Raw genomic sequence first — 24,669 nt, 5'->3', positions numbered from 1 at the left:
AGGAATGGCACCGGTAACGGAAGGAAAGAAAAAGGCCGCCGGTTATCTGGCGGCCTTTTTCGTTTCAGTGATGGAGACGTTGAATCAGCGGTTCCAGGAAATCCCGATACCGCGGACTGCGTGCCGTATCGCCTCGAATGGGTTGGCGTACTTGTGCCGCACTCGCCGTGCTGTGTACGTCACGTTGTGTCTGATGCGGCGAGAGGCACGCCGCGTCGAACGGCAGTTGGCAGAATGAAAGCAATTGCCGAATCTGTGTCTCGGGGTCGCGTACGAGCGTCTCGTAGGAAAGGTCGAACACATGGCCCGGATAACGTTCCTGCCAGTAATCGGTGAGGCGTTGGTAGTCGTTGTAGCAACTGGCCAGATCGCCCAGGTCATAGCTGAAGTGGATGCCTTCGCTAAACAGCTGGCGGTAGCAGGCAAAACAAGTTTCGACTGGGTCACGATGGCAGTTGATGATCTTGGCGCCCGGCAGCATGGCGCGAATGGCGCCGGCCCACTGCCAGTTTTGCAACCCCTTGTCGGTGAAATAAGGGCGCTTGGCGCGCCAGTGGGCGGTGCGGGCCAGATAGCTCTTGCCTAAGCGCGCCCAATCCTCCGCCGTGGCGTCAACCACCCAATGCGGGAAGTCCTTGCCGCACCGTTTCGATTCTTCGTCGAGGACCTGTGACAGGTTCGGGATCTCATTGGCGCCTTCCACCAGCGGGTGCGAGGCAAGGATGTGCTCGACCAAGGTCGATCCGGAGCGGGGCAGGCTGGCGATCAGGATCACCTCGTGCCCGAGGGTTGGATCGAGCGGTGTCGGCAACGGACGGCGGAATGTTTCGATGATGGCGTCGATATGGGTGCGCTCCGCCGCAGCATCCCACTGGACCAGCTGGCGTTTGAGTGCATTGGCCTCGCGTAGTGCCTGAAAAGCGCCGCTGTAGTCATGCTGGTCTTCCAGGGCTTTGTACAGACTGAAGCCGAGTGATACGCGCGCGTCGGGCGCAAGCTGTTGGTTTTGCAGAACGCTATGGATCTGCTTCGCATCTATCAGAGTGAGCGACTCCGTCTTCAGATTGGCCAATGCGTGCCAGGCATGCGCCTGATCAGGTTGAAGGGCCAGCACTTTGCGGTATTCGGCGACTGCCTCAGCTATATTGCCGCGGATCGTAAAGATGTCCGCAAGCGTGATGCGCGCAGAGATATGCCGTTCGTCCAGATCGAGGGCGCGTCGCAAAGCATCCGCAGCCTCGTCCAACTGCCAGTGCAACTTCTGGGCTTTGCCAAGGTTGTACCAAATGGATGCTTGCATGGGGGCCAGTTCTGTGGCGCGGCGCAGGCAAACAAACGCTTCTTCGGTTGCGCCAGAATCGTAAAGGGCGCCGCCTAGATTCGTGAGGATGTTCGGGTCATCAGGACGTTGCTGTGCAGCTTTGCGCATGTACTTGGCGGCGGTGTTGTGGTCACCCCGCATCTGACAGGCTATGCCGTACAGGAACTGCGCGTTCGCAAAGTTAGGCGCCTCGGCCAGCACGCGCTTTAAGGGTTGCTCGGCCAAATCCGCGCGCCCTTGGGATAACGCCTTGCCGGCTTCGCTCAGCCACTGGCTTGCTGCGGGAGAGAGGGAGGGTGGCGACATGGGCTACCTGACGCGGATGGTTTCAGAATCAATGCCTAGTCTTGCATGTTCTTCGCGGTAAAACCGGCCCCGCAGCGGCAGGCGTTCCGCTTGCTGAGGTGTGCGATTACCATGGAAGGCGTCATGCAACCTCATGAAGGGTTACCGCCTTGATTCATTGTGTCCCCGCCGTTCTCGGCCCTGAAGAGCTGGCAGCCATCCAGGCCAAACTGCAGAGTGCGCCTTTTATGGACGGAGCCAGTACGGCCGGCTGGTCCGCGCGTGAGGTAAAGCGGAATCTGCAGGTGACGCCGGGTGCGCCCGAATATGAGCAGATTGCACGCATCGTGCGTGAGGCCTTCATGCGCAGCGGTGAATTGCAGACGGCGTTGCTGCCGGCGATGGCGACGTCGGTATTGTTCAACCGTTATGGGCCAGGCATGGAATACGGCCCCCACGTGGATACGCCGGTCATGGGCAGCATGAGCAATGCGATACGTAGCGATATTGCCATCACCATTTTTCTCTCCGACCCACGAAGCTACGATGGCGGTGAGTTGACCGTGTTCATGAATGGCATCAGCAGCCAGTTCAAACTTGAGGCGGGTGCCGCGATTGCCTATCCCGCCAACACGTTGCATCACGTAACACCCGTCACCCGCGGCGTGCGCGATGCGGCGATCATTTGGGTGCAAAGCCAGATACGCGATCCCGCGCAACGGGAGATCTTGTGGGATATGGAAAACGCCAAGCATTTGACTTTCAAACGCGAAGGCAAGAGCCCGACTTTCGATTTGATCAGCAAGTCCCGCGCGAACTTGATTCGCATGTGGGCGGAAATCTGATCAGTAACGCGGAACGCTAGGTCAATCTTCCTTCGCTTGCCCGTGGGCATCCCAGCCGCCACCCAGTGCCTGATAGAGCGCCACGGTGTCGGTATAGCGGGCGGCTACTGCCTGAATCCTCGCGATCACTGCCTGCTGATAAGCCTGCTCGGCACTGAGCAAGGCCAGTGCATTGACGGCGCCAAGCTGCAATTGCTGCTCGGTAAGATCGCGCGTTTTGCGCGTGGCTGCTTCGGCCTGAGTGGCGGCAGCGAGGGCCTTGCTGTCCTCATCGAGTGCGTACAGCGTATCAGCGATGTTCTGGAACGCCGTCAGTACCACGTTGCGGTATTGCGCCTTGCTTTGATCCAGGGCCGCTTCCGCCGCGCGCTGGTGATGCTTCAACGCACCGAAGTCGAATAGTGTCTGCGATACGGTGCCGGTCAGGCTCCAGAACAGGTTGTCGTCGCTGAACATGCGGCTGAACTGGGTGGAGCTGCCGCCGTATTGCGCCGAGATCGAGAGCTGCGGCAAGCGGTTGGCGACCGCGATACCGACCTCTGCACTGGCCGCATGCACCTGCGCTTCGGCCGCCAGTACATCCGGGCGTTGGCGGATGATCTGAGATGGCAAGCTCAGCGGTAGCGCCGATGGCAAATGCAACGCTTCCAGGTCGAGATCGGCATTGTCGGCTTGTGAAGGTGGTTCGCCGATCAGCACCGCGAGCAAGTCGCGCGTTTGCTCAAGCTGTTTCTGAAGTGCGGGAAGATTTTGTTGAGCCTGTGCGAGTGCTGCGGCTTGCGCCGCGACATCCAAAGCCGTAGCACCACCCATCGCAGCTTGTTGTTGCAGGATGGATAGCGCGCGCGTATCGGCATCGATCGTCGCACGAGTTGCTTCAATCTGGGCGCGCAGTCCAGCTTCCTGCACGGCTGCGTTCACCACGTTGGCAGCCAGGGTGAGATAGGTCGCGTCCAACTGGTAGCGCTGCATATCGGCCTGCGCACTCAGCGATTCGACGGTGCGGCGATTGAGGCCGAACACGTCTGGCACGTAGCCCACGCTCAGCTGAGCCGTGTGCAAGGTGTAGTAGGTGGCTCCAGAGCTGAGTGTCGGCGAAATCGTGCCAACGGCATTGCGGTTGCGCGACGGCGAATAACTGGCTTGCAGGGTAGGGAAAAAGCTGGCGCGCTGCGCAGCAACGTCTTCCTTCGCCTGGCGCAGCGCAGCCTGGGCTGCGTCGACGGTGGGATTGTGTGCCAGTGCGCGCTGAACAAGGTCGTTCAAAGCCGGTGACTCGAACGCATGCCACCAGTCACGCGGTACTGAATCGCCCTGCATGAATTGTTGTGCATCATGCGTCGTGGCAGCGCCGATCGCCGCCGGCATAGGTGCGCGCGTGAAGCCATTCGGCGATGGTACGCTGGGGCGATGATAGTCGGGGCCGACGGCGCAGCCGGCACAGAGAGTGGCCAGCGCGAAAACGCTAAAGCCACGGAGGCGAGCGCGCGCGCTACGGTTCATGCCGCACCTCCTTCCTCACCGGCGAACCGCCGCCGCCCGCGGCGTGCCTGTGACCATTCCACCACGATCACCTGCAGTGCCGGTGCCACGATCAGCAACATGATCGGACCCAGCAACATGCCGCCCACCACCACGGTGGCAAGTGGGCGCTGCACCTGGCTGCCGATGCCGTGCGAAATGGCGGCCGGGAACAGGCCGATGCATGCAGAGAACGCCGTCATCAGCATCGGGCGCATACGTTGTTCCGCAGCGAGGTACATCGCCTCCAACGGCGGCTTGCCCTCGAACAGCAGGTGATTGAAGTAGGTGATGACGAGAATGCCGTTCATCACTGACACACCGAATAGCGATACGAAACCGATAGCCGCCGACACGCTCAGGTTAAGGCCGGACAAGTAAAGGGCGATGATGCCGCCGGCAATGGAAAATGGAATGGATGCCAGCGTAAGCAGGCTGTCGCGCATGGAGTTGAACAGCGTGAAGAGCAGGGCGAGGATCAAGCCAATGGCAACCGGCAACACGACAGCCAGGCGCTGTTTTGCCTCCTGCATGTCGGAAAACTCACCAGCCCACGACAAGTGATAACCGCTGGGCAGTTTCACATTCTGCGCAATGCGTTGTTGTGCTTCTTCCACCGTACTGCCCAGGTCGCGGTCGCGGACGCTGAATTTCACTGGGATATAGCGCTCATTGCGCTCGTGATAGATGTAGGAGGCACCCGTATCGAGCGAGATATTTGCTACCTCGCGCAGCGGAACGTACGCCGTGTTGCCGGCGTTATTGGTGTAGCCCACCATGACATTGCCGATGGCGTCGATGCTGGAGCGGTATTGCGAAGACAATCGCACCACCAATGCAAACTGCTTTTCGCCTTCTTGTACGGTCGTAGCCTGCGCGCCGGCCAGTGCTGCCTGGACCACCGTATTGATATCACCGGTATTGAGGCCATAGCGCGCGGCCTTGGCCCGATCGATGGTGATGTTGAGATTGGGCTGGCCAAGCACATGGAACACGCCCAGATCCTGCACGCCACGCACCTGCTGCATCTGGTGCATCACCTCATCGGCAAGCTTTTCCAGTTCGCCCAGATCGGGGCCGAGAATCTTTACGGCATTGGCGCCTTTCACGCCGGATAGTGCTTCTTCCACATTGTCCTGGATGTACTGCGAGAAGTTGAAGCCCACACCAGGAAATTCCGCGGCGAATTCCTTCTGCAAGCTGGCGACCAGCTTGGTCTTGCTATCACCGCTCGGCCAGTCGCTTTCGGGCTTCAGTGGCACGAACAGTTCCACGTTGTAGAAGCCGGCTGCATCGCTGCCGTCATCTGGGCGGCCATGCTGCGACACCACGGTGATCACCTCCGGATGCGACTTGAGGATATGCCGCATGCCATCGACCATCTTCATGCCGGCTTCCAGCGAAATGGTCGGCGGCATGCTGGCGCGGATCCACAGATTGCCTTCCTCCAGCGACGGCAGGAACTCGGTGCCAATGCGCGGCAGCAGCAGCGCCGCCAGCAACAGAAAGCCCAAGCCCAGGCCCACGGTGAGTTTCCGCCGGTGCAAAGCCCAGCGCAGCACCGGTGAATACACGCTGCGAATGGCGCGCACGAAAATTGTTTCGACCTCCTTCACGTGCTTGGGCAGCAGCGAGGCGAGCACGGGTGTGACGGTGAAGGTGGCGATCAGTGCGCCTGACAAGGCATACGCATACGTGCGTGCCATCGGATTGAAGATCTGTCCTTCCACGCCTTGCATGGTGAACAACGGAATGAACGCTGCCACGGTGATGGCGGATGAGAACAGCACCGCGCGATCCACTTGCATCACGCTTACGTAAAGCAAGCGGATGCGATCGGTCCAGCCATGGCTGCCCGGGCCGGTGGGACCGGCGCCGCCACGGCTTTCGGCGTAGTAGTGCAGCAGCTCCTTGCGTTCGCTTTCGCTCTTCTGCAGGTTGCGGAAGATGTTCTCGATCATGATCACCGCTGAGTCGACGATGATGCCGAAGTCGACCGCGCCCACCGAGAGCAGGTTGGCCGAATCGCCGCACAACACCAGGATGATGATGCTGAAGAACAGTGCAACGGGAATGTTGGCGCTCACGATCAGCGCACTGCGCAAATCGCCCAGGAAAATCCACTGGATCAGAAACACCAGCAGACAGCCGAAAATCAGGTTGTGCAATACCGTGTGCGTGGTTACCGCTACCAAGGTCGATCGATCGTAGAACGGAACGACTTTGACGCCTGGCGGCAGGGTGCCGTCATGGTTGAGCCGGTCCACTTCCGCTTTGACGCGCGCGATGACCTCATTCGTGCGCTCGGTGGGATTCATCACCACGATGCCGGTCACCACGTCGCTCTGGTCGTCGCGTCCGCCCTTACCCAGGCGCGGGGCCGTTCCGACGGACACGTTGGCGACGTTTTTTACCAGCACGGGTGTGCCGTTGTTCTGCGACAGCACTACGTTCTGGATGTCGTCGGTATCGGCGATCAGGCCGACGCCGCGCACGTTGACCGATTGCTGGCCGAGATTGATTGTGCGTCCGCCGACATTCTCGTTGGCGTTGCTAAGCGCGGTGATGAGCTGCGGCAGCGTGATCTTGTAGCCTTGCAGCTTCGGCATGTCCACGTCGACATGGTATTCCTTGGTGGTGCCGCCCCAGGTCACCACTTGACCCACGCCTGGTACCGACAACAATCGGTGCGACACCACCCAGTCCTGCAGCGTGCGCAGGTTGGTCAGGCCGTAATGCGGCGGTCCTGCCACCTGATAGCGGAAGATTTCACCGACCAGACTTGAAGCTTGAATCTGCGGCTGCGTGTTGTTGGACAGGCTGACGTTCTGCTGCAGATTGATCGCGGTACGCGTATAGGCGAAGTTGTAATCGATGCCGTACTTGAAAGTGACGCGTACAAACGACAAACCGTAGAACGAGGTAGAGCGGATGTTGTCCACCCCGGGCGTAGTGGCGACACCCAGTTCCATCGGGCGTGTGTAGAGCCGCTCCATTTCTTCGGCCGACAGGCCCGGTGCTTGTGCGGTGATCTCCAGGATCACCGGTGCCGGGTTGGGATACGCCTCGATATTGAGCTTGCTGTACGCCATCAGCCCTGCGGCCATGAATGCCAGCAAGGCCATCATCACGACGGAACGTCGGGACAGCGCAAAAGCGATGATGCCTCGTAACACGGGTGGCGCCTTTCTTTATCTGAAGGTGTCTAAAAGTGAGAGCGGTGCGTGCGTGGCGACGATTCAGTCGTCGTCCGGCTGCTGCGAGAGCATGTTGTCGAGGAACAAGGCGCCTTCGCCGGCAACGCGTTCGCCGGCTTTCAACCCATCGACAATCTGATCCATGCCTTGTTGGCGCTTGCCGACTTTCACGATGCGCTGTTCGAAGCGGTGGCCGTCCTGCGTGACGTACACCATGGTGGTGCCGTCGCCTTCGCGCACCACGCCGTCTTCAGGCACGGCGGGCGAATGTTCCGCAGCAGCCGTTTGCACAGCGGCATCGACCAGCATCTGCGGACGCAATACGCGATCCGGATTGGGGACGTCAGCGCGTACGACCACCGTGTGCGTGTTCGGATCGACGGCACTGGCGAGGTAGCTCACTTCGCCGTGCAGCGTGCGGCCAGGCAAGGCTGGCACGGTGATGGCAAGCGGTTGATGCAGCTTCAACGCAGCAGCATCGTCCTCGGGCATGTTCGCCACCATCCACACGCTGGAAAGATCGGCCACGGTAAAGGGTGTGGGCGAACCGCCGGGTTGCACCAAATCGCCTACCGCCAGCGAACGATTCGCAACGAGGCCGTCGAACGGACTCAGAATGCGCAACTCGCCATCCACCTTGCGCGTGGCGAGCAGGTGGTCGACGTCCGCCTCGCTCTTGCCGAACAGCAGCACGGTGTTGCGTGCCGCGCGATAGCTGGCTTCGGCGGTTTGCTCGTCGGAGATGGCCTGCTCCACATCTTTTTGCGCACTGGCCTGGATGGTCAGCATCTTTTGTGCGCGGGCGAGCGTTTTGCGGTTCAGCGTGAGCACGCCATCCGCAGCGAGCAGGGCCGATTCCGCTTGCAGCAGATCGGGGCTGTCGATGGTGAACAGCAGTTGCCCCTTGCGGACAGTATCCCCTTCCTCCGCGGCGACGCTTGCCACGCGTCCGGTGTATGGGCTGGATACTTGGGCGATGCGGCCCCCGTCATAGTCGATGTAGCCGACCGCCTGACGCCAGGTATCGAACGTGTGCGCACCTACCTGGATCACCGAGACCTGCTTGGCTTGGGTGTCGGTGAGGGTGACGCTGTGCGTGTCGGCGCCGGTGTTGGGTGCCGGTGCCGGCGATTCGCGATGAGCGAGCCAGATATAACCCAGACTGGCGAGTACGGCTGCGGCGATGGCGAGGGCCAGCATGGGCGCGCGCTTGGAGGGCATGAAACGATCTCAAGAGGGCTTTCGTCCTCGGGACCATAGCGGTGGGTGCGGGTGGGGAATAGTTACGGTTTGGAAAGGTTGGGCGTGATTCCCTCTCCATTCCGAGAACGTGAAAAAAATCTCATGCTCGTCGCCCCGGCGAAGACCGTGGCCCAGCGTCTTGATCCGCAAACAACGTCACTGGGTGATTCGCTTCGCTCACCCCTTCGGGGCCGTCCTTCGGACGTTCTTCGCGCTTCGCGCTGCGTCCGGCCTTCGCCGGGACGACGGTGTAAGGTTTTTTTACAGCCTCTCCGCGAGAGGGAGTGGTCTCCGTAACCTCACGCCTTCGGTAAAAGCATGCACACCCTCAACCCGGGTTGCGCATCTTCGAGCGTCAATTCCCCGCGATGCAGTGACACCACCGCCGCCGCGATGGAAAGCCCCAGCCCATTGCCACGCTGGCTGCGGCTGTCGTCCACGCGGAAGAAGCGTTCGGTGGCGCGTGTCATGGCTTCGCGTGGAATGCCAGGCCCGTTGTCCTGCACCACGATGTGCACGTCATGCTCGTCTTGCCGGGTGGAAAGGCGGATGTGCGCACCGTTGCCGGCGTACTTGAGCGCGTTGTCCAGCACGTTGGCGAGCACGTTGGCGATCAGGTCTCGATCCGCGAGCACGGCGGGGTCACCCTCGACATCCATGCTCAGCTGCATGCCCTGCGCTTCGGCGGCGGGTTGATAGAGTTCCACTAGATCGTTCAGCACGGGACGTAGTGGCAGGCGTTCGAATTGTTGCCGTCGCACGCCGGATTCGGCTTCGGCGATTTGCAGCAGCTTCTCAAATACGCCAATCAACGTATCGATTTCATCGATGGCGTAGTGCGCTGCGCTCTGCCAGCGTTGTGATTCGGATGGTTGCTGCAAGGTTTCTTCCAACGCGCTGCGAATCCGTCCCAGCGGCGTGCGCAAGTCGTGCGCGATGGTATTGGAAACATTGCGTGCAATGTCCATCAAACGCTCGATGTCGTCGAGCATGCGATTGACGTCGCGCGCGATATTGGCAAGTTCGTCCTTAGCCGTGACAGCTACGACGATGCGACGGCTCAGGTTGCCACCGGATACGTCGTGCGTGGTTTGTTGGATGGAAGCCAGGCGCGCCTGCAGTTGTGCCCTGAACAATGCGGCGCCCAGCATGGCCAGCAGCAAGCCGAGCAGGCCGCCTATCACCAGGGCGCTCAGGATCGTTCGCTCGAGTTGGCGCTGTTCCTGCAAATCACGTCCGACGACCAGCAAGCCGCCGTCGTCGAAGCGATGAACCAGGAGGCGGCTGTTCGAGGCGCGCTCAAGGCGTTGTACCTGCAGCTTGATCAACGTGTCGTTCGCGTCGGGCAGGGTTGGCCATGCGGTGAGGTTGCCGATCAGCTTCTTGCTGTGCGAATCGAGCAGGAGGTACACCTCCGTTTCCACATCCTTGTCATCGGTCAGCAGCGTATGGATGGCCTGAACCAGCGCCGCGTTTCCGCTGCGATCGTGCACTTGTTCCAATTGATGAGCGATGGTGACGATCTGGCGATCGTTATTGCGCGCCAGCAGGCCGGCGGTGCCGACGTAGAACACCATGGAGATGATGACTATCGAAAACAGGAACAGCAGGCCGTAGCCCAGCGCGAGGCGAAAAACGATCGAGTGGCGCAGCTTAGAGTCTGTTTTCATATGCCAAGCACTCCTCGTTGCGTCTGAGTGGCCGCCATGCGGCAGCACGCGGGGCACTTGGCATGCGAAAGCAGACTCTCAGTCATGCACGGCTTCGTCGGCGGTCGGCTGGACGGTATAGCCCACGCCGCGCACGGTATGGATCAGCGAGAGAGGAAAATCACGATCCACCTTATTGCGCAGACGACTCATCTGCACGTCGATGACATTGGTTTCGGGATCGAAGTGGTAGCCCCACACCGCTGCCAGCAGCATCTTGCGCGTGACGACCTCGCCCTGATGGCGCACCAGGTATTCCAAGAGTTGGTATTCACGCGGCTGCAGCGCAATCGGCTTGCCGGCGCGATAGGCGCGACGGGTGCGCGTATCCACCGATAGATCGGCTACGGTCAACACGTTCGGATTGTCAGCCAGGGCAGCGCGCCGGCCCAGCGCTTCGACGCGCGCCTGCAGTTCCTCGAAAGCGAAGGGCTTGGTGAGGTAATCGTCGCAACCCTCGCGCAGGCCGCGCACGCGTTCGTCGAGGCTGGCCAGCGCGCTGAGCACCAGCACGGGTGTGTGATCGTTCTGGGCACGCAGCGAGGCAAGCACGGTAAGCCCGTCGATACCGCCGGGCAGCATGCGGTCGAGCACGATCACGTCCCAGGCATGGGCAACGGCTTGCTGCAGTCCGCTGGTACCGTCCCCGCATAGCGTCACCTCGTGGCCGGCGCGAAGCAGGCCATCGTGGATGAAGCGGGCGGTCTGGATGTCGTCCTCGATCAACAGGCAGCGCATGCTGGGCGGTCTTGGGTGGTTCGGTACCTCTACATAGCCTATCGCAGGCAAAAAAATACGGGGCCGAAGCCCCGTATGTATTGTGATGAGCCGATGCGAGAGCTTAGTAACGCGGCACGCTGGTATCGATTTCCGCCGCCCACGCATCAATGCCGCCATCCACGCTGTACACCTGCGTGAAACCGTGCGCAACGAATTGGTCCGCCACGCCGCGGCTGGAAATGCCGTGATGGCACATGAAAGCGAGCGGTGTGTCCTTGGGCAGGTTGGCGAGTGCGGCGTAGCCTTCTTCTTCCAGAATGCGTGCCTGAGCGAGCGGCGAGGCGATGGCACGACCCTGCGCCGGGCGCGTGTCGATCAGGGTGATGTTGCCCGCGGCGAGGCGGTTCTTGAGTTCCTGCACGCTCATCGACTGGACGCCGCCACCGGCACCGGGAAACTTCAGGCTCAGGCCTTCACCCTGCATGGTGGAGACCCAATCGATCACGATGCCCTTGGCGCGCTGCGCGCTGGCGGGATCGAAATGCACTTCGATGCCGTTGGCGGTGACCACGATGTCGTGTTCGCTGCCGGGCGCGAGCTGGAAGCCGGCGCTGTGGTCCGGGCCGATTTCCAGATGCAGTGCCAAGCCTTGTGCGTTCGCCGTGCCCTGACGAATGGCTTCGGCGGCCTTGTCGGTAATGGTGATTTCCGGCGGTGTGCGGTCCGGCAGTGCCGCGCCGAACAACTGGTGCAATTCGCCGCTGCCGTACATCTGGCGAATGATGTCGGCACCGCCGACCAGCTCACCATCAACGTAGAGCTGCGGAATGGTCGGCCAGTTGCCGAACGCCTTGATGCCCTCGCGGATTTCCTGATCTTCCAGCACGTTGACGGTGTGGTAATCCGGCAGGAGTTCGTTGAGCGTGTTGGTGGCGGCGGCGGAGAAGCCGCACATGGGCTGGGAACGCGTGCCCTTCATGAACAGCACCACGCGGTGGTCCTTCAGCAGGGTTTCAATACGGTCGCGGGTGGCGGTGTCGAGGGACATGAGAGGCTCCGGCAAAGAGGGATATTGTATCGCTCCTCATATGCCGGCGTAGCTGGCAGGTTCAAGGTGTGGAAATTTACGCCGTCACCTGGGCCTTCGCCGGATCCGTAGGCCGGGATGCAATCCCGGCCTGCTTAGCTCAGGCAGCGGACGGTAGATCGTCCAGTTCCTCGCGCTTCTTGCGCCGAGCCAGGGGCGCCAGCGCCAGCGCGGCCATGGGTGAAGGCTGTACCAACTCGCGGGTGGCGTGACCCAGCGCGGTGGTATGTTCGCTCCAGTGGATGAGCTCCATCGCGCCATGTTCGTCTTCGATCAGCGCGGTGCAGTGTTCCACCCAATCGCCGTCGTTGAGGTACACCACGCCGTCGATGGTGCGCACCTGGCCGAAATGGATATGGCCGCAGATATGGCCGTCCACGCCGTGTTCGCGCGCTCCGGTGGCGACGCGTTCCTCATAGGCGCGGATATAGGCCAGCGCCTTGCCGATGTGCGATTTCACGATGATCGACAGCGGGAGGTATGGCATCGCCATGCGTCGGCGCCAGGCATTGACGCGACGGTTGCCCCAGCACACGAAACGATGCATCGCTTCGCCCAGATGCAGCATCCAGCTGCGGCCGATCTGCTCGGGATCGTATTCATCGCCGTGGCTCACGCGGTAGCGGCGGCCGTCGGCGCCCACGTGAATGGCATCCAGTTCGATGCGCACACCGCAAATGGATTGCCCCACCAGGCCACGGAGCGCGCAGTCGTGATTGCCGGGAATGTAGGTGACCTCGACCCCGCGGCGTGCCATGTCCAGCACCTCGGCGATCACGGTGCCGTGGTCCGGATGCCACCAGCGGCGGCGGCTCAGGGATTCCAGATCGATGATGTCGCCGACCAAGTACAGCTTCTCGCACTGCAGGCTGCGCAGGAAATCCAGCAGGTAGGCCGCCTTGCAGTCCGGTGTGCCCAGATGTACGTCAGAAATGAAGGCGCTTCGGCAACGAAGAATGGCCATGGCGTCTCTCCCGGGTTTGGTTGCCGGGAGCACAGTCTGATAGCGCAACGTCACCGTGCGATGGCGAAATCGTTGCAAAGAGGTTGCCGTGGCCACTTTTTTGCCTAAAACACCGTGGGAAAGTGGTCATCGGTGTGCGATAAAGGCCGAGCCGGGGGAGGGGAGGCTTATTCCATGAACACGCCAGCCGCAACGTCGCTTGCGCAATGGCGGGAAGCCGCGCATGCCTGCCTGGACCGTGGGGATCTGCAGCAGGCCGCACAGCTGTTCCAGCATGTGCTAGGTGAAGTGCCGAGCGACTTGGAAGCCTTGCAGGTGGTGGGCACTGCGCAACTCTTCGACGCCGACTTTTCCGCCGCCGCTCAGACACTGCAGCGTGCCCTCGGTGTGGCACCGGAACTCTTCGTGGTGCGCCTGCGCTTGGGTATCGCACTGGAACAGCTCGGCCAACCTCATGAGGCGTTGACGGCCTACTTTGGCGCGCTGCGCACAGCACAAAGCCAAGGGCGTTGGCTCAGTGACGACACTACCGCCCCTGGTCTGCGCGAAGTGGTGAAGCACGCTATGCGCTACGTCGAAGCCGGACGGATGGCCTGGTTCCATCGCGTGCTGGAACCTTTGCTGCAACGTTATGGCGCCAGCGAAATGCGACGGGTGCAGCATGGTTTGGACGGCTATCTAGGCGAGCGCGCCATTGCCATGGCCGATCCACGCCAGCGGCCCAAGTTTTTCTATTTTCCGGATATTCCCAGCCAGCCCTATTACCCGCGAGAGCGCTTCCCGTGGCAGGACGTGCTGGAGGCTGCCGCGGATGGGATACGCGACGAGCTTCGCACCGTGCTCACGCAGGAACAAAACCTGGAGGCATTTCTCGGGGCGCCATCGCCGGGCCAATCGCAGCAGGCGATGTTGCAGTCGTCAGGGGCGCACCCTGCGGCCTGGGATGCGTATTTTTTCTATCGGCACGGTGAGCGCTATGACGAGCACGCGGCGGCTTGTCCGCGCACAGCGGCGTTATTGGATAACTTGCCGCTCACGCATATCCGCGACCACGCTCCGGAAACGCTGTTCTCCGTGTTGAGTCCAGGCACGCATATCCTGCCGCATACGGGGGTGACCAACGTGCGCCTGGTGACGCACCTGCCACTGATCGTGCCGCCGGACTGCGCCTTGCGCGTGGGTGGCGAAAAGCATGTCTGGCAGGAAGGGTGTTGCGTGACGTTCGATGACACGTTCGAGCACGAAGCTTGGAATCGCAGCAGCGAAACGCGCGTGGTGTTGATCCTGGACAGTTGGAATCCCGATCTGACCGAGGCCGAACGCGAGGCAGTCACCGCGCTGATCGAAGCGATCGGTGATTTCAATACGACCAGTGTGGCGTAGGTTGGGGCGCAAACCCCAACTTACACATCTGAGTAACCAAGCCGCGCCATCACCGGTCGCAGAATCGGCAACACCGGCTCGAACATCTCGCGATACGCGTGCCAGCGATGCACCGCGCGACTGTGGATGCTTTGCGTCACCTGCGCGTAGCTTGGTGTGCTGATGTAACCCCTGCTGCGCGCATGTTCGGCAAAGCGCGCCATCGGCGCGGCATCGTCGACATCGAGGAAATGACCCAGCTGCTGCACGTGTTCGTCGAAACGCGCAACGACTGATTCATAGCGCCATTCCAATACCCTTGGCGCAAACACTTCCGTTTGGCTGAACCAGTGATCGAGCGCACGCACGTAGCTGTGTGCCAATCGTTCCAGCGAGCTACACAAGACCATGAATGCCGGTGAGCGGAATGGCTGCATATAGCAACTCAGCAATACATCGCAGGGATGGCGCAGGCACAGGATGATGCGCGCTTCCGGAAACAACCGCACGATCATCGGCAGGCACAGCATGTTGAGTGGATTCTTGTCGACGAGCCGTCGCGTGCCTAGTTGCGGAACGACGTGGTGCACCATTGCCGCGTAAACCTCGCGCAGCTGATCGGCTTCCACGTCAGTGAGGTTGGCCAATGCGGAAGGATAGGGTTGGCCGGCGAAGTTCATTCGCTCGGTCAACTCATGGATGAAGCCGCGTTCGTCCATCGCACAGAAATCAGGATGTGCATCCAGCATCTGTTCCAGCAGCGTGGTGCCTGAGCGTGGAAAGCCGACCACGAAGACCGGGCTCTGCTCGGCGCGCGGCGATTTCAAGGGTTTCCAGCGATCACGTTCGATGCGATTTACGCAAAGCTTGGCCATGGCCAGCGGCTCGCTGTCTTCGGCCATCAGCTCGGGAACGATGGTGCGTGCGATGGTGAGCTGCGTTGCATGCGCGTGTTGTAGAGCCTGCCATGCATCGTCGCGGCGTGCCTGCTTGTCGCGTGCGGCGGCAAGTCCGAAGGCGGCTTGCGCGTGTACGTCCGCATCGTCCGCGATTGCCAGGATGCGTTCGTAGAGTTCGGCGGCGTGTTGCATATCACCACGTCGCGCAGCCACGGCCGCGTGCGCCAACCATGTGGCGCAAGCCAGCTGCGGTTGCTGTGCTGACACATTGTCCAACGGCAGCTGTGTTAGTTCGGCATCGGCTTGATCGAGCTGATTGCCGCGCTCATGCAGCAAAGCACGCATGGCAATGATGCGTCCGCGTAACTGTTGAGTTGTGTCGTTTTCCGGCAGCAACGCTTGTTTCAGCGTGTGCAGCGCAATCTCCTGCTGACCTAACGTGGACAACATGCTCGCCAGTGTCAGCGCTTGCTCAGCAGGTTGTGGCGGCCAGGCGGCAGCGTTCTCCAGCATGGCTTCTTCGGTGACGTTGTCACCGCACACATGGCTGGCATGCGCGGCTTGCAGCCGTGCTTCGATGAAATTCGGCGCGAGCTGCACGGCTTCCAGGAGCGACTCGCGGGCGGCCAGCCAGTTCTTCTGTTGAAGGTGGAGCAGGCCGAGGTTGTAATGCACGTCGGCGTTTTGCGGAGCCAGCTTCAAGGCGTGCTCAAGGGCCTGGGCAGCGGTTTCTGCATCGCCTGATTCGCGAGCGACTAGCCCCAGGTTGTTCCAGTATTCGAAAGTGCGCGGCGCCAGTCGGGTCAGCCGGATGAGCAGGGGTAGCGCTTCGTGCGGCCTGCCTGTGGCGCGTAGTGCAAGCGCGCGTAGCAGTAGTGTGGTTTCGCTTTCGGGAAGGGTTTCGCTCAGGGTGAGCACGCGGTCCATGTCGCCCTGATGAAAGGCGGCGAGCATGGCGGCTTCCCGTTCGCGATCGGACGTTGTCAGGAATGGATCCAAGCTGCGTGTTCCGGCGTAGTGTATGGCTCCCTCCCCTGCTTGGCAGGGGAGGGCTGGGGTGGGGTTGTTTGAGCTTGCCGCGAGGTTGCCTCACCCCACCCCAACCCTCCCCTACTGCACGTAGGGTAGGGAGCGGTTCACGGCATGATTTTTTTAGAACTTCACCGTAGCCCGGGCCCAGTAATAGCGGCCCAGCACGTCATAAGTCGACGTATCTACGTTGTAGTTCAGGCCGTTCTGGTAGATCAGCGGCGGTGCCTTGTCGGCGATGTTGTCCACGCCGAATTCGAAGCGCGTCTTGATCGACGGCACCGAGTAAGCGATCTGTGCCGAGTGGTACAGGATCGACGCAACCGGCGCGGGCGCACCGGTGACGGCATCGGCGTTGAGGTTGGTCAGGTGATGGATATAGCGCGTCTGCCATTGCGCACTCCAGTTGCCCAACGACCAGTTGAGCGTGAGTGTGCCGCGCCAACGAGCGATGTTGCCGAACTGCTGCGTGTACGTACCCGCATAATTGACCACGTGCGCGCCGGGCTGGCCCGGCGTGGAGTCGTTGTAGAACGAACTGGTGTAGGTGGTGTTGAGTCCCACCTTGAAATTGCCGGGGTTGATGCTGCCCAGGTCGAAGTGCGGAATTGCATAGCTCGTGCTGAAATCCACACCGCTGGTGCTGAGGTTGCCCAGGTTCACTTCCGGCGTATTCATGAAGTAGATCGCGCCGGCCAATGCGTTGGTGCTGGGGTAGCGATGGATGAAGTTGCAGTAGGGACTGCCTTCGTTGGCGAAGCACGCGTTGAGAATGGTTTGCGCAGCCAGCGGCGTCAGCAGGTCGTGCAGATTGATGCGCCAAGCGTCGATGGTGGATGAAAAACCTTCCAGCCAACTCGGTGAGTACACCAGACCCAGGTCGTAGGACATGCCGTGTTCGGGCTTGAGGGCAACGCCCGCCGGTTTACCGCCCGAGTAGTAGCCGGTGATCTGCGGGGTCGGGTTGCCTTGCCATTGCGGTGGCACCGATGCGCAGGCCACCGGATGCGCGGCCAGCGTTGCAGCACTCAACCCCACGCAAGGATCGTTGATGGTGGGATTGGTAATGGTGATGCCGTCGTACAGTTCATCCAGGTTCGGTGCGCGGAATACCTGCGTGGCAGTGGCACGTATCAGCAGATCGGCAATCGGCTTGTATTCCAGCGCGATCTTCTTGTTGGTGGTGGTGCCGGAGGTGCTGTAGTCAGATGCGCGCACGCCCAGATCCAGGTTCAAGCTGTAGGCGCCTGGTTTTTCCGATAGCAGCGGGATCAGTGTTTCGGCGTACAGCTCCTTCACGTTGATGGCGCCGCGGCCGGGTGAGCCGCAGGCTTCGGCCAGCACTGCGCAAGTGGCGGTACCCGGATTGAGAATCGCGTCCGGCGTGACCGTGTAGTTCATGCCATTCCAGCGATACAGCGCGCCGGCGGAGAGCTGCATGGCGCCGGCGGGAAGATCCCACAATTCGCCCGATGCATTGAACTGCACCTGCTTCATCGCGGCGGTGTACTGGTAGACCGGTGAGTCCACGCCATTCTTCAACTGGGCGGTGACGGAAGGATCGGACTGGTCGAAGATGTTGACCCCCGCGTTGATCACCGATTGCAGGGCGGCGATGTTCACTTCGTTGTAATCGACCTGCCTGCGGTTGGTGTAGCCGTAATTGATGCTCGCGTCCCACAGCCAGCTGCTTTGGCCAAAATGTCCGCGCAAGCCGGTATTGATCTGGAAGTTGTCGGTGTCGTAGGTATGCAGGCGCGTGCCCAGTCCGGTGAAGCGCGTGTTCATCACGTAGCTGGTGCCGGCAAAGCCCGGTGGCGTACCAAAGGTGACGCCGAACGGGTTGATCGGGTTGTTTGCCGCGATATACCAGCCATCACTGGTGCCGGTAGGTGCTGGCGCGTCCTGGCCGGCGGAGTTGGTGCGGTTGTAGAACACATCGGCAAACGCCGTGAGGTTCGACGTGATGTTGTAGTTGCCGAGCACAAAGAAGTTCACGCGCTTCTGCTCGGTCTGGATGTAGTTGTAGCCGTTGTAGTTGAAGACGTCGGTAGCGTTGTGGAAGCAGCGGTAGTCGCTGAGGCTGCTGCCGTTGCCCTGGGCTAGCGTCACATAGGTGTTGCCCTGGATGTTGACGTCGCATCCGCCAGGCGAAAGACCGGCTGGAATCAGGATGTGCCCGGCGGGAGTGGTGTGCGAACCCGCCGGTGCGACTACGCCGCTGGACAGATACAGCGCTTGCTGTGAAAAACCGCGCCGCGTGGCCAGCACAGGCGTGTATTTGTTCCAATCGATACCGGCCACGATATTGCCAGCTTCGCCGCTGGCGCCGGTGGTGAAGTTGAAGCCGCGTCGTTGGCCATCGCCGTGGCTGGAAATGCCATCGTTGATGCTGAATTCCGCGCCCTTGAAATCCTTGCGCAGATGAAAGTTCACCACGCCACCGATCGCGTCTGAACCATAAGCGGTCGAAGCGCCTTCGGCCAACACGTCCACGCTCTGGATCATGTTCTGCGGAATCATGTTGAGATCGGCGTTGGCCAGGCGTTGGCCATCCACCAGTACCAGCGTGCGGTTGGTGCCCATGCCGCGCAGCGAAACGCGCGAAGCGCCATCACCGCCTTCCAACGTTGGGCTGGCGACGCCGCCGCCGTTACTGTTGTTGGCTGGATTGGTGGCGTAGCCGGAAACGCTGGGCAACTGCTGCAGCACATCGCCAAGCGTAGGGCTGCCGTTGTTGGTGAGGGCGGCGCGGTCCAGCGTGATCACGGGGCTGGCGGTTTCGGTATCGACGCGGCGGATCAGCGAGCCGGTCACCGTCATCGCTTCCAGCGTTTTGGCTTTCGACGCCTGGGGTTGCTCTGCAGTGTTTTGCGTGGAGGTGTTCTGCTGCGCCGAATTGTTCTGTTGTGCGCTGTTGTCTTGTGCGTGGACGACGACGGCTGACGAGGTGATGCCAACGGACAATGCCAGACGTACTGCAATGGACAAGCGATTGTAGTGGGCTTGCATGGTGACTCCCCGAATAGTGGCGGTAGAGAGCACCGGTGCAACGAGAAATGTCTGCCGTTTTCCCTCCGTACGGCTAAACGTGTGAACGTCTGGACATCTCTTGCGAAGTTGCCCCAGTGTCCCCCGGTGCAACTGTTTCAAAAATTTAACGAGGAGTAAAGGACGTTTTCTCTCTATTTTAAAGATGAGAAAGGTGGCGCATCGCCTCGGTGACCACTGGCTCGATGGCTTCCGTCCATAAAGCATATTGCGCGCCAGACGGGTGCAGGCCGTCCGAAGCGACTAGCCCTGCGTGCTCGCGTGAAATACCCGTGATGTTGACGAAATGCGCGCCGGTTTCGGTCGCTTCGTCGCGCGCGATCGCATTGAAATCATCCAGCTCGTGGGCGATCTGCCTGCGATCGCGGCCGCTGGCATAACCGAATGGCGTCACGCCCCAGTCGGGAATGGACACCACCACCACGCGTTCGGCGTGACGATCGGCCAGTGTCACGGCGCGCATCAGCAAGGCACGAAACTGCTCGCGGTATTCCTCCGCCGGACGGCCGCGATACTGATTGTTCACGCCGATCAGCAGAGTGACCAGATCGTAGCCGGGAGCGAATGCAGCTTGATCCATGCCGGCGGACAGTTCGTCCGTGGTCCAGCCAGTCACAGCGACGATCTGCGGATCGCCGACTGCGATTCTCTGCTTGCGCAGTTTTTCCACCAGCTGCATCGGCCATCGCGCTTGGGCGGGAACGTCTTCGCCGATGGTGTACGAATCGCCCAGGGCGAGATAACGCAAGGGATGCTCTGCTCTATTTTGCATAGGCGTCACCGGTCCTGTCTGTTCGCAGATCACAGGGGCGTCGGCGAAGGCAGACTGGCCGTCTGTCGAGACGATGGACTGAAGAGATGCGGACAGACAGGGCCGGCCCGAAGGGTGATGTTCAGAAGGCCCGCAGGCTGTGCCGCGCGACTTGAAAAGACGGCCAGTCTTCCCTGCGTCGCGCAGCACACCCTGCAAGCCTTCTGGACATCATGCCGCCTATGCAAAATAGAGCAGAGCATCCCCATCATCAACCCGCTGCGACCGCGGCGCGCGGTGTTTCCTCGACAGCCATGCGCTCCAGCACACGTTCCATGCGTACGAACACTTCGCGCAACTGTGCCGGCTGCGGCAGCAGGGTAAGGCGCATGTGGCGGCTGTTCGGCACGTTGAAGCTGGTGCCCGGCACGATCAGCACGGATTCTTCTTCAAGCAGGCGCAGCGCGAAGGCGTTGTCGTCGAAATTGGCGATAGCGTCGCTGCGTACGCGCGGGAAGGCGTAAATCGCGCCTTCCGGTGCGACCACATCCAGAAACTGGCTGGACGCGACGCCATCCAATACGGCTTGCCGCGCTTGGTATAGACGTCCGGTTGGTGCGGTAAGCGCGTTGATAGTTGGCGCATCCTGCAGCGCAGGAATCACTGCCCACTGTGCAGTGACGTTTGCACATAGGCGCAAGGCAGCAAGCAACTGCAAGGCATCGCGATATTCATGCGTGCGTGCCGGATCGCCGGAAAGGCTGAGCCAACCCACGCGATAGCCGCAGGCGCGATGCACTTTGCTCAAGCCGCCGAAGCTGAGGCAGGGCGTGGTGCCCGCGATTTCGGCCAAAGGCTGGAACGGTGCGCCGTCGTAGAGAATCTCGTCGTAGATCTCATCGCACAGCAGCAGCAAACGATGCCGCGCGGCGATTTCCACGATCTGCTCCAGCAGTGCGCGCGGATACACCGCGCCGGTGGGATTGTTCGGATTGACCATCACCAGCGCACGCGTGCGCGGGGTGATCAGGGCTTCCATTTCTTCCGGATCCGGCATGTGCCGGTTCTCGGCGAGGCAACGGTAATAGCGCGGTACGCCACCGTTGAGAATGGTGGCAGCGCTCCACAGCGGATAATCCGGGCTCGGCAGCAGCACTTCGTCGCCCGGCTGCAGCAGGGCGCGCAGGCTCAGGTCGATCAGTTCGCTAACCCCGTTGCCGATGAAGATGCGTTCCACCTGCACATGGCGCGCGCCACGTGCGCGTTGCAAGGTGGCGATGGCTTCGCGGGCCTCTTCCAGACCTTGTTCGTGACCGTAGGCTTCGCTTTCGTGCAAATGCGCGGCGATGGCTTCGCGCAGATGAGCCGGCACCGAAAAACCGTAACGGGCCGGATTGCCGATGTTGAGCTTGATGATCGGCGTACCCGCCGCTTCCAGTTCGCGCGCACGACGCGTCAGCGCGCCACGGATTTCATAGCGCACTTCGGCCAGGTGCGCGCTGGGCTTGATCGGGGACAACGGTCTCTAGTCCTTTGGGATTGAAAAAAGCCGGCCTGCCGCCGGTTTTCACGATCCTAACAGCGAGTTAGGGCGTCGTGGGGACGGGATGAGGCAAAAAAACGGAAAAGCGTTTGCACTTCATTTCATATGTCTTTCCCGATCTCTGGCGAAGGTGGGCATAATCCCGACCTATGATCGACACTCAGACCATCGAACGGCTTCGCCATATCGGTTGGCGAGGGCAGGTCTTGCCAGGGGACGGGCGGCGCATTGCCCGTGTAGTGGCCCAGCATCGGGCTGGCTACGAATTGCATGATGGGGAACAGGTCTTCGGCGCCCAGCCGGCCGGCCATTTCCTGAAGCGCGGCCTGGACCCGGCCGAGCGCCCCGCGGTCGGCGACTTCGTCGAAGTGGAGCCAGGCAAGCCGCCGCATATTCTGACCGTGCAATCGCGCCGCACCGTGCTGTCACGCGCCGCGGCTGGCGAGCGCTACGAGCGGCAGGTGATCGCCACCAATATCGATTACGTGCTTGTGCTGACCGGCCTGGATGGGGATTTCAATCCCGCGCGCATCGAACGCTATCTATCGTTGGTCGAGGGCTCGGGTGCGCAGCCGGTCGTCGTGCTTAGCAAGCCCGATCGCACCGACGACGTCGAGCACCGCATCGCGGAGTTGAAAGCCCGCCTGCCGGAAGGCACGCCGATCCACGCCATCAACGGCAAGGACCCGGTCGGCGCCGCCATACTCGCCGCTTACCTCAAGCCAGGCGACAGCGCGGTGCTGGTAGGGTCCTCTGGCGCCGGCAAATCCACACTCACCAACACCTTATTGGGCAGCCAGCACATGGCTACCGGTGATGTGCGCAGCCATGACAGCCGTGGGCGCCATACCACGACTTATCGCGCGCTGTTGCAGCTGCCGAGTGGTGGCTGCCTGATCGACACGCCCGGCATGCGGGAGCTGAAGCTCACGGGCGAGGAAAACCTCGATCTCTTCGCCGACATCGAAGCCTTGGCTGAAAACTGTCGCTTTGCCGATTGCGGCCACGGCAGCGAGCCTGGCTGCGCGGTGCAGGAAGCCCTGCACGATGGCGAACTGACGCCTGACCGCTGGCGCAATTACCTGAAGCTGCGCGACGAACGTGAAGAACAAGCCACCATGCTTGAATCACGCTTGCGCCGCCAACGCGGTGGACGGCCCGCTACCAAACCTCATGGTCAGCGTGGCTCGCGAGAGAAGGAAGGGTGGTGAGTACGTCTGCTGAAAAAGTCATTCCCGCTGGTCTGGAAGTCTATGCCGCGCTCGACAAGCGTCTGCTGGCGGCAGTGAAAGGCATCAACATCCTGCCCACGGTAAGTTGGCCGGCTTCTTTGGAAGACCGCATGATCGAGGACTACGGCAAAGGGCATTACGCCTTGCCGGAGGTGAGCTATAAGAAGCCGGATCTCTCCGAGGTGCGCAAGGAGCTCGTCGCGATCGAGAAGGAGGCGGGTGATGGAGATCCGTTCCGCGAATATCTGCGCCGCACCGCCGAATCCTGGCGCATCGCCGCCGAAATGCTTGAAGCAGTAGGCACCGAAGGCGTCACTGCACCCTCCATACAGCTTTATGGGCGCCCGGGCGATGCCATTGCTGGCAGCCATTACAGCAATCTCGACGCGGCACGCTACTTTGTGGAGCTGTCCGACGAACTCGGCGCGGACATGGCTGACGATGACATCGTCACCAACATCTCGTCCGAGTTGTTGCGCAAGGATCTGGCCAACGTATTGGATGATTTCTTTGGCCAGGGTGTGATCGCAGTGGAGGTGGACAACGATCTCACCGCCAAGGCGGCGGCCGGCGCTACGCGCATCCGCCTGCGCGGCGGCACGCGTTTCAGCCAGTACGATCGTCATCAGCTGCTCAATCACGAAGCCTATGTGCATTCGCTCACGGCGTTGAACGGACGCGAGCAGCCGGTGTTGGCTTCTCTTGCGCGCACGTCACCGCGTGTCACGGCCACGCAGGAAGGCCTCGCCGTATTCGCCGAACTGATGTCGGGTGCGATCGACATCGCGCGGCTCAAGCGCATCAGCCTGCGCATCCTTGCGCTCGACATGGCGCTCAACGGGGCGGATTTCGTCGAGGTGTACCGCTACTTCAACCGCTGCGGGCAAAGTGTGGCGGATAGCTTCCATTCCGCGCAGCGTGTGTTCCGCGGCGTACCGTTGTGTGGAGGCTCCGCGTTTGCCAAGGACAATGTCTACCTGTCCGGCCTGATCGACGTGCACACCTTCTTCCGCTGGGCACTGAAGGAGCGGCGCATGGATCTGCTGCGCTATCTGTTCGCCGGCAAGCTGACCCTTGGCGACGTGATGAGTCTGGAGCCGTACTTCCAGTCTGGCGCGCTTGCTGCGCCGCGCTGGCTGCCGCCGTGGATGCAGCATGTGCATGGTTTGGCTGGCAAGCTGGCGTTCTCGCTCTTCATCAATCGCGTTCGCATGTCGAAAGTGGAAGCCGAAGCGCTATCGACCGGCATTTGAACGTGGCTTGGGGGATCAGGCTAGATCGGTATCGGGCTGGTTGACAAAGATCAGCACACCCAGGATCGCCATGTAGAACCGGAAGGCACCCTCCTGTCCGTTCCAGGTTTTCGATTGCCACATGGCGAACCATTCCCCGCCGACCACCATGAAGCCGAAGAACCACACCAGAAAGCCCATCACACATCCGGCGGTGACCAGGCTTTTCGCGGTGTTGAAGCGGGCACTGTTCTGATGGCGAGCACGCCATAGGGCAACCGTCCCGCTGAGCAACAGCAAGCAGGTAGCGCCTTCCGAAGCAATGATCAGCCAGTAGCTCGCTTGCCACATCACGGGGCTGGTGATGGCGCGGCCCATCAATGCATTGCCCGGGAAGGTCGTATCCATCGACAGCACATGCTGCACGAACAAGAAGTTGGAGTCGTAGTCGACGATGTTGTCGAACGTCACGATGAAGGCGAACGCAGCAAGCACGAGCGGCAGCAGGATCTTGGCGAGGCGGGTCGTCATATGCTTCGTCACAGCATTGTCATGGCAGTGAGTATCCAGGGCTTTATTCACGAGAGGCAATGTCTTCTGTCGCGCTGCATCAAGAACCCTGCGGGCATGACACCTACGTAAATCGCGCATTAGGTACTACTTTTTAGCTATTCCCAGT

At 61.1% G+C, this 24,669-nt stretch carries 17 protein-coding genes; 4 read left to right on the top strand and 13 right to left on the bottom strand.

The window, feature by feature from the left end; genetic code table 11:
- Positions 1 to 64: 64 nt before the first annotated feature.
- Positions 65 to 1,627: a tetratricopeptide repeat-containing sulfotransferase family protein gene (locus tag QQJ86_RS08245; RefSeq protein ID WP_284320427.1), complete on the bottom strand. Its 1,563-nt coding sequence runs from the start codon at positions 1,625 to 1,627 to the stop codon at positions 65 to 67.
- A 149-nt stretch (positions 1,628 to 1,776) separates the two neighbouring features.
- Between QQJ86_RS08245 and QQJ86_RS08240 the strand changes: the two genes are divergently transcribed.
- Positions 1,777 to 2,451: a Fe2+-dependent dioxygenase gene (locus QQJ86_RS08240; protein WP_284320426.1), complete on the top strand. Its 675-nt coding sequence runs from the start codon at positions 1,777 to 1,779 to the stop codon at positions 2,449 to 2,451.
- 21 nt (positions 2,452 to 2,472) lie between these two features.
- Here the strand turns inward: QQJ86_RS08240 and QQJ86_RS08235 are convergent, their stop codons facing one another.
- The 7 genes from QQJ86_RS08235 to QQJ86_RS08205 form a co-directional block, all read right to left on the bottom strand.
- On the bottom strand, positions 2,473 to 3,954 hold the full coding sequence (locus tag QQJ86_RS08235) for an efflux transporter outer membrane subunit (protein ID WP_284320425.1): 1,482 nt from the start codon (positions 3,952 to 3,954) through the stop codon (positions 2,473 to 2,475).
- Positions 3,951 to 7,148 carry an efflux RND transporter permease subunit gene (locus tag QQJ86_RS08230; protein ID WP_284320424.1) on the bottom strand — a complete coding sequence of 1,066 codons (3,198 nt, stop codon included), beginning with the start codon at positions 7,146 to 7,148 and terminating at the stop codon, positions 3,951 to 3,953. Before QQJ86_RS08230 ends, QQJ86_RS08235 begins: the two co-directional genes overlap by 4 nt.
- Before the next feature lie 63 nt (positions 7,149 to 7,211).
- The gene (locus QQJ86_RS08225; protein WP_284320423.1) at positions 7,212 to 8,390 is read right to left on the bottom strand and encodes an efflux RND transporter periplasmic adaptor subunit; all 1,179 of its coding nucleotides are present in this window, start codon (positions 8,388 to 8,390) and stop codon (positions 7,212 to 7,214) included.
- Between the two features lie 320 nt (positions 8,391 to 8,710).
- The gene (locus tag QQJ86_RS08220; RefSeq protein WP_284320422.1) at positions 8,711 to 10,081 is read right to left on the bottom strand and encodes a HAMP domain-containing sensor histidine kinase; all 1,371 of its coding nucleotides are present in this window, start codon (positions 10,079 to 10,081) and stop codon (positions 8,711 to 8,713) included.
- Positions 10,082 to 10,159: 78 nt separating this feature from the next.
- Positions 10,160 to 10,858 (bottom strand): response regulator transcription factor, encoded by a 699-nt coding sequence (locus QQJ86_RS08215; protein WP_284320421.1) that lies wholly within the window; start codon positions 10,856 to 10,858, stop codon positions 10,160 to 10,162.
- 103 nt (positions 10,859 to 10,961) lie between these two features.
- Positions 10,962 to 11,888, bottom strand: coding sequence for a Grx4 family monothiol glutaredoxin (grxD, locus tag QQJ86_RS08210; RefSeq protein WP_284320420.1), 927 nt, complete (start codon positions 11,886 to 11,888; stop codon positions 10,962 to 10,964).
- 139 nt (positions 11,889 to 12,027) lie between these two features.
- Entirely contained in the window at positions 12,028 to 12,891 is an 864-nt protein-coding gene (locus QQJ86_RS08205) for a UDP-2,3-diacylglucosamine diphosphatase (protein WP_284320419.1), read from the bottom strand.
- A gap of 174 nt (positions 12,892 to 13,065) precedes the next feature.
- Between QQJ86_RS08205 and QQJ86_RS08200 the strand changes: the two genes are divergently transcribed.
- On the top strand, positions 13,066 to 14,274 hold the full coding sequence (locus QQJ86_RS08200) for an aspartyl/asparaginyl beta-hydroxylase domain-containing protein (protein ID WP_284320418.1): 1,209 nt from the start codon (positions 13,066 to 13,068) through the stop codon (positions 14,272 to 14,274).
- A gap of 20 nt (positions 14,275 to 14,294) precedes the next feature.
- On the opposite strand, the gene QQJ86_RS08195 is transcribed toward QQJ86_RS08200, so the two are convergent.
- The 4 genes from QQJ86_RS08195 to QQJ86_RS08180 form a co-directional block, all read right to left on the bottom strand.
- Positions 14,295 to 16,106: a tetratricopeptide repeat-containing sulfotransferase family protein gene (locus QQJ86_RS08195; RefSeq protein WP_284320417.1), complete on the bottom strand. Its 1,812-nt coding sequence runs from the start codon at positions 16,104 to 16,106 to the stop codon at positions 14,295 to 14,297.
- Positions 16,107 to 16,304: 198 nt separating this feature from the next.
- Positions 16,305 to 19,193, bottom strand: a complete 2,889-nt coding sequence (locus QQJ86_RS08190) for a TonB-dependent receptor domain-containing protein (RefSeq protein WP_284320416.1) — start codon at positions 19,191 to 19,193, stop codon at positions 16,305 to 16,307.
- A gap of 178 nt (positions 19,194 to 19,371) precedes the next feature.
- Positions 19,372 to 20,004, bottom strand: a complete 633-nt coding sequence (locus tag QQJ86_RS08185; protein WP_284320415.1) for an SGNH/GDSL hydrolase family protein — start codon at positions 20,002 to 20,004, stop codon at positions 19,372 to 19,374.
- A gap of 250 nt (positions 20,005 to 20,254) precedes the next feature.
- Complete coding sequence (locus QQJ86_RS08180; RefSeq protein WP_284320414.1) at positions 20,255 to 21,502, bottom strand: aminotransferase class I/II-fold pyridoxal phosphate-dependent enzyme; 1,248 nt, start codon at positions 21,500 to 21,502, stop codon at positions 20,255 to 20,257.
- Positions 21,503 to 21,675: 173 nt separating this feature from the next.
- Here QQJ86_RS08180 and rsgA point away from each other — a divergent pair, with 173 nt between their 5' ends.
- Positions 21,676 to 22,737 (top strand): ribosome small subunit-dependent GTPase A, encoded by a 1,062-nt coding sequence (rsgA, locus tag QQJ86_RS08175; protein WP_284320413.1) that lies wholly within the window; start codon positions 21,676 to 21,678, stop codon positions 22,735 to 22,737.
- Entirely contained in the window at positions 22,734 to 24,011 is a 1,278-nt protein-coding gene (locus QQJ86_RS08170) for a peptidase MATCAP family protein (protein WP_284320412.1), read from the top strand. Before rsgA ends, QQJ86_RS08170 begins: the two co-directional genes overlap by 4 nt.
- 15 nt (positions 24,012 to 24,026) lie before the next feature.
- Here QQJ86_RS08170 and QQJ86_RS08165 read toward each other — a convergent pair whose 3' ends face one another.
- Positions 24,027 to 24,521, bottom strand: coding sequence for a DUF2165 family protein (locus QQJ86_RS08165; RefSeq protein WP_284320411.1), 495 nt, complete (start codon positions 24,519 to 24,521; stop codon positions 24,027 to 24,029).
- Positions 24,522 to 24,669 lie beyond the last annotated feature (148 nt).

The organism is Dyella acidisoli (assembly GCF_030160295.1).
Classification (GTDB): Bacteria; Pseudomonadota; Gammaproteobacteria; order Xanthomonadales; family Rhodanobacteraceae; genus Dyella_B; species Dyella_B acidisoli.
This window is presented reverse-complemented; position numbering and strand designations above follow the sequence as displayed.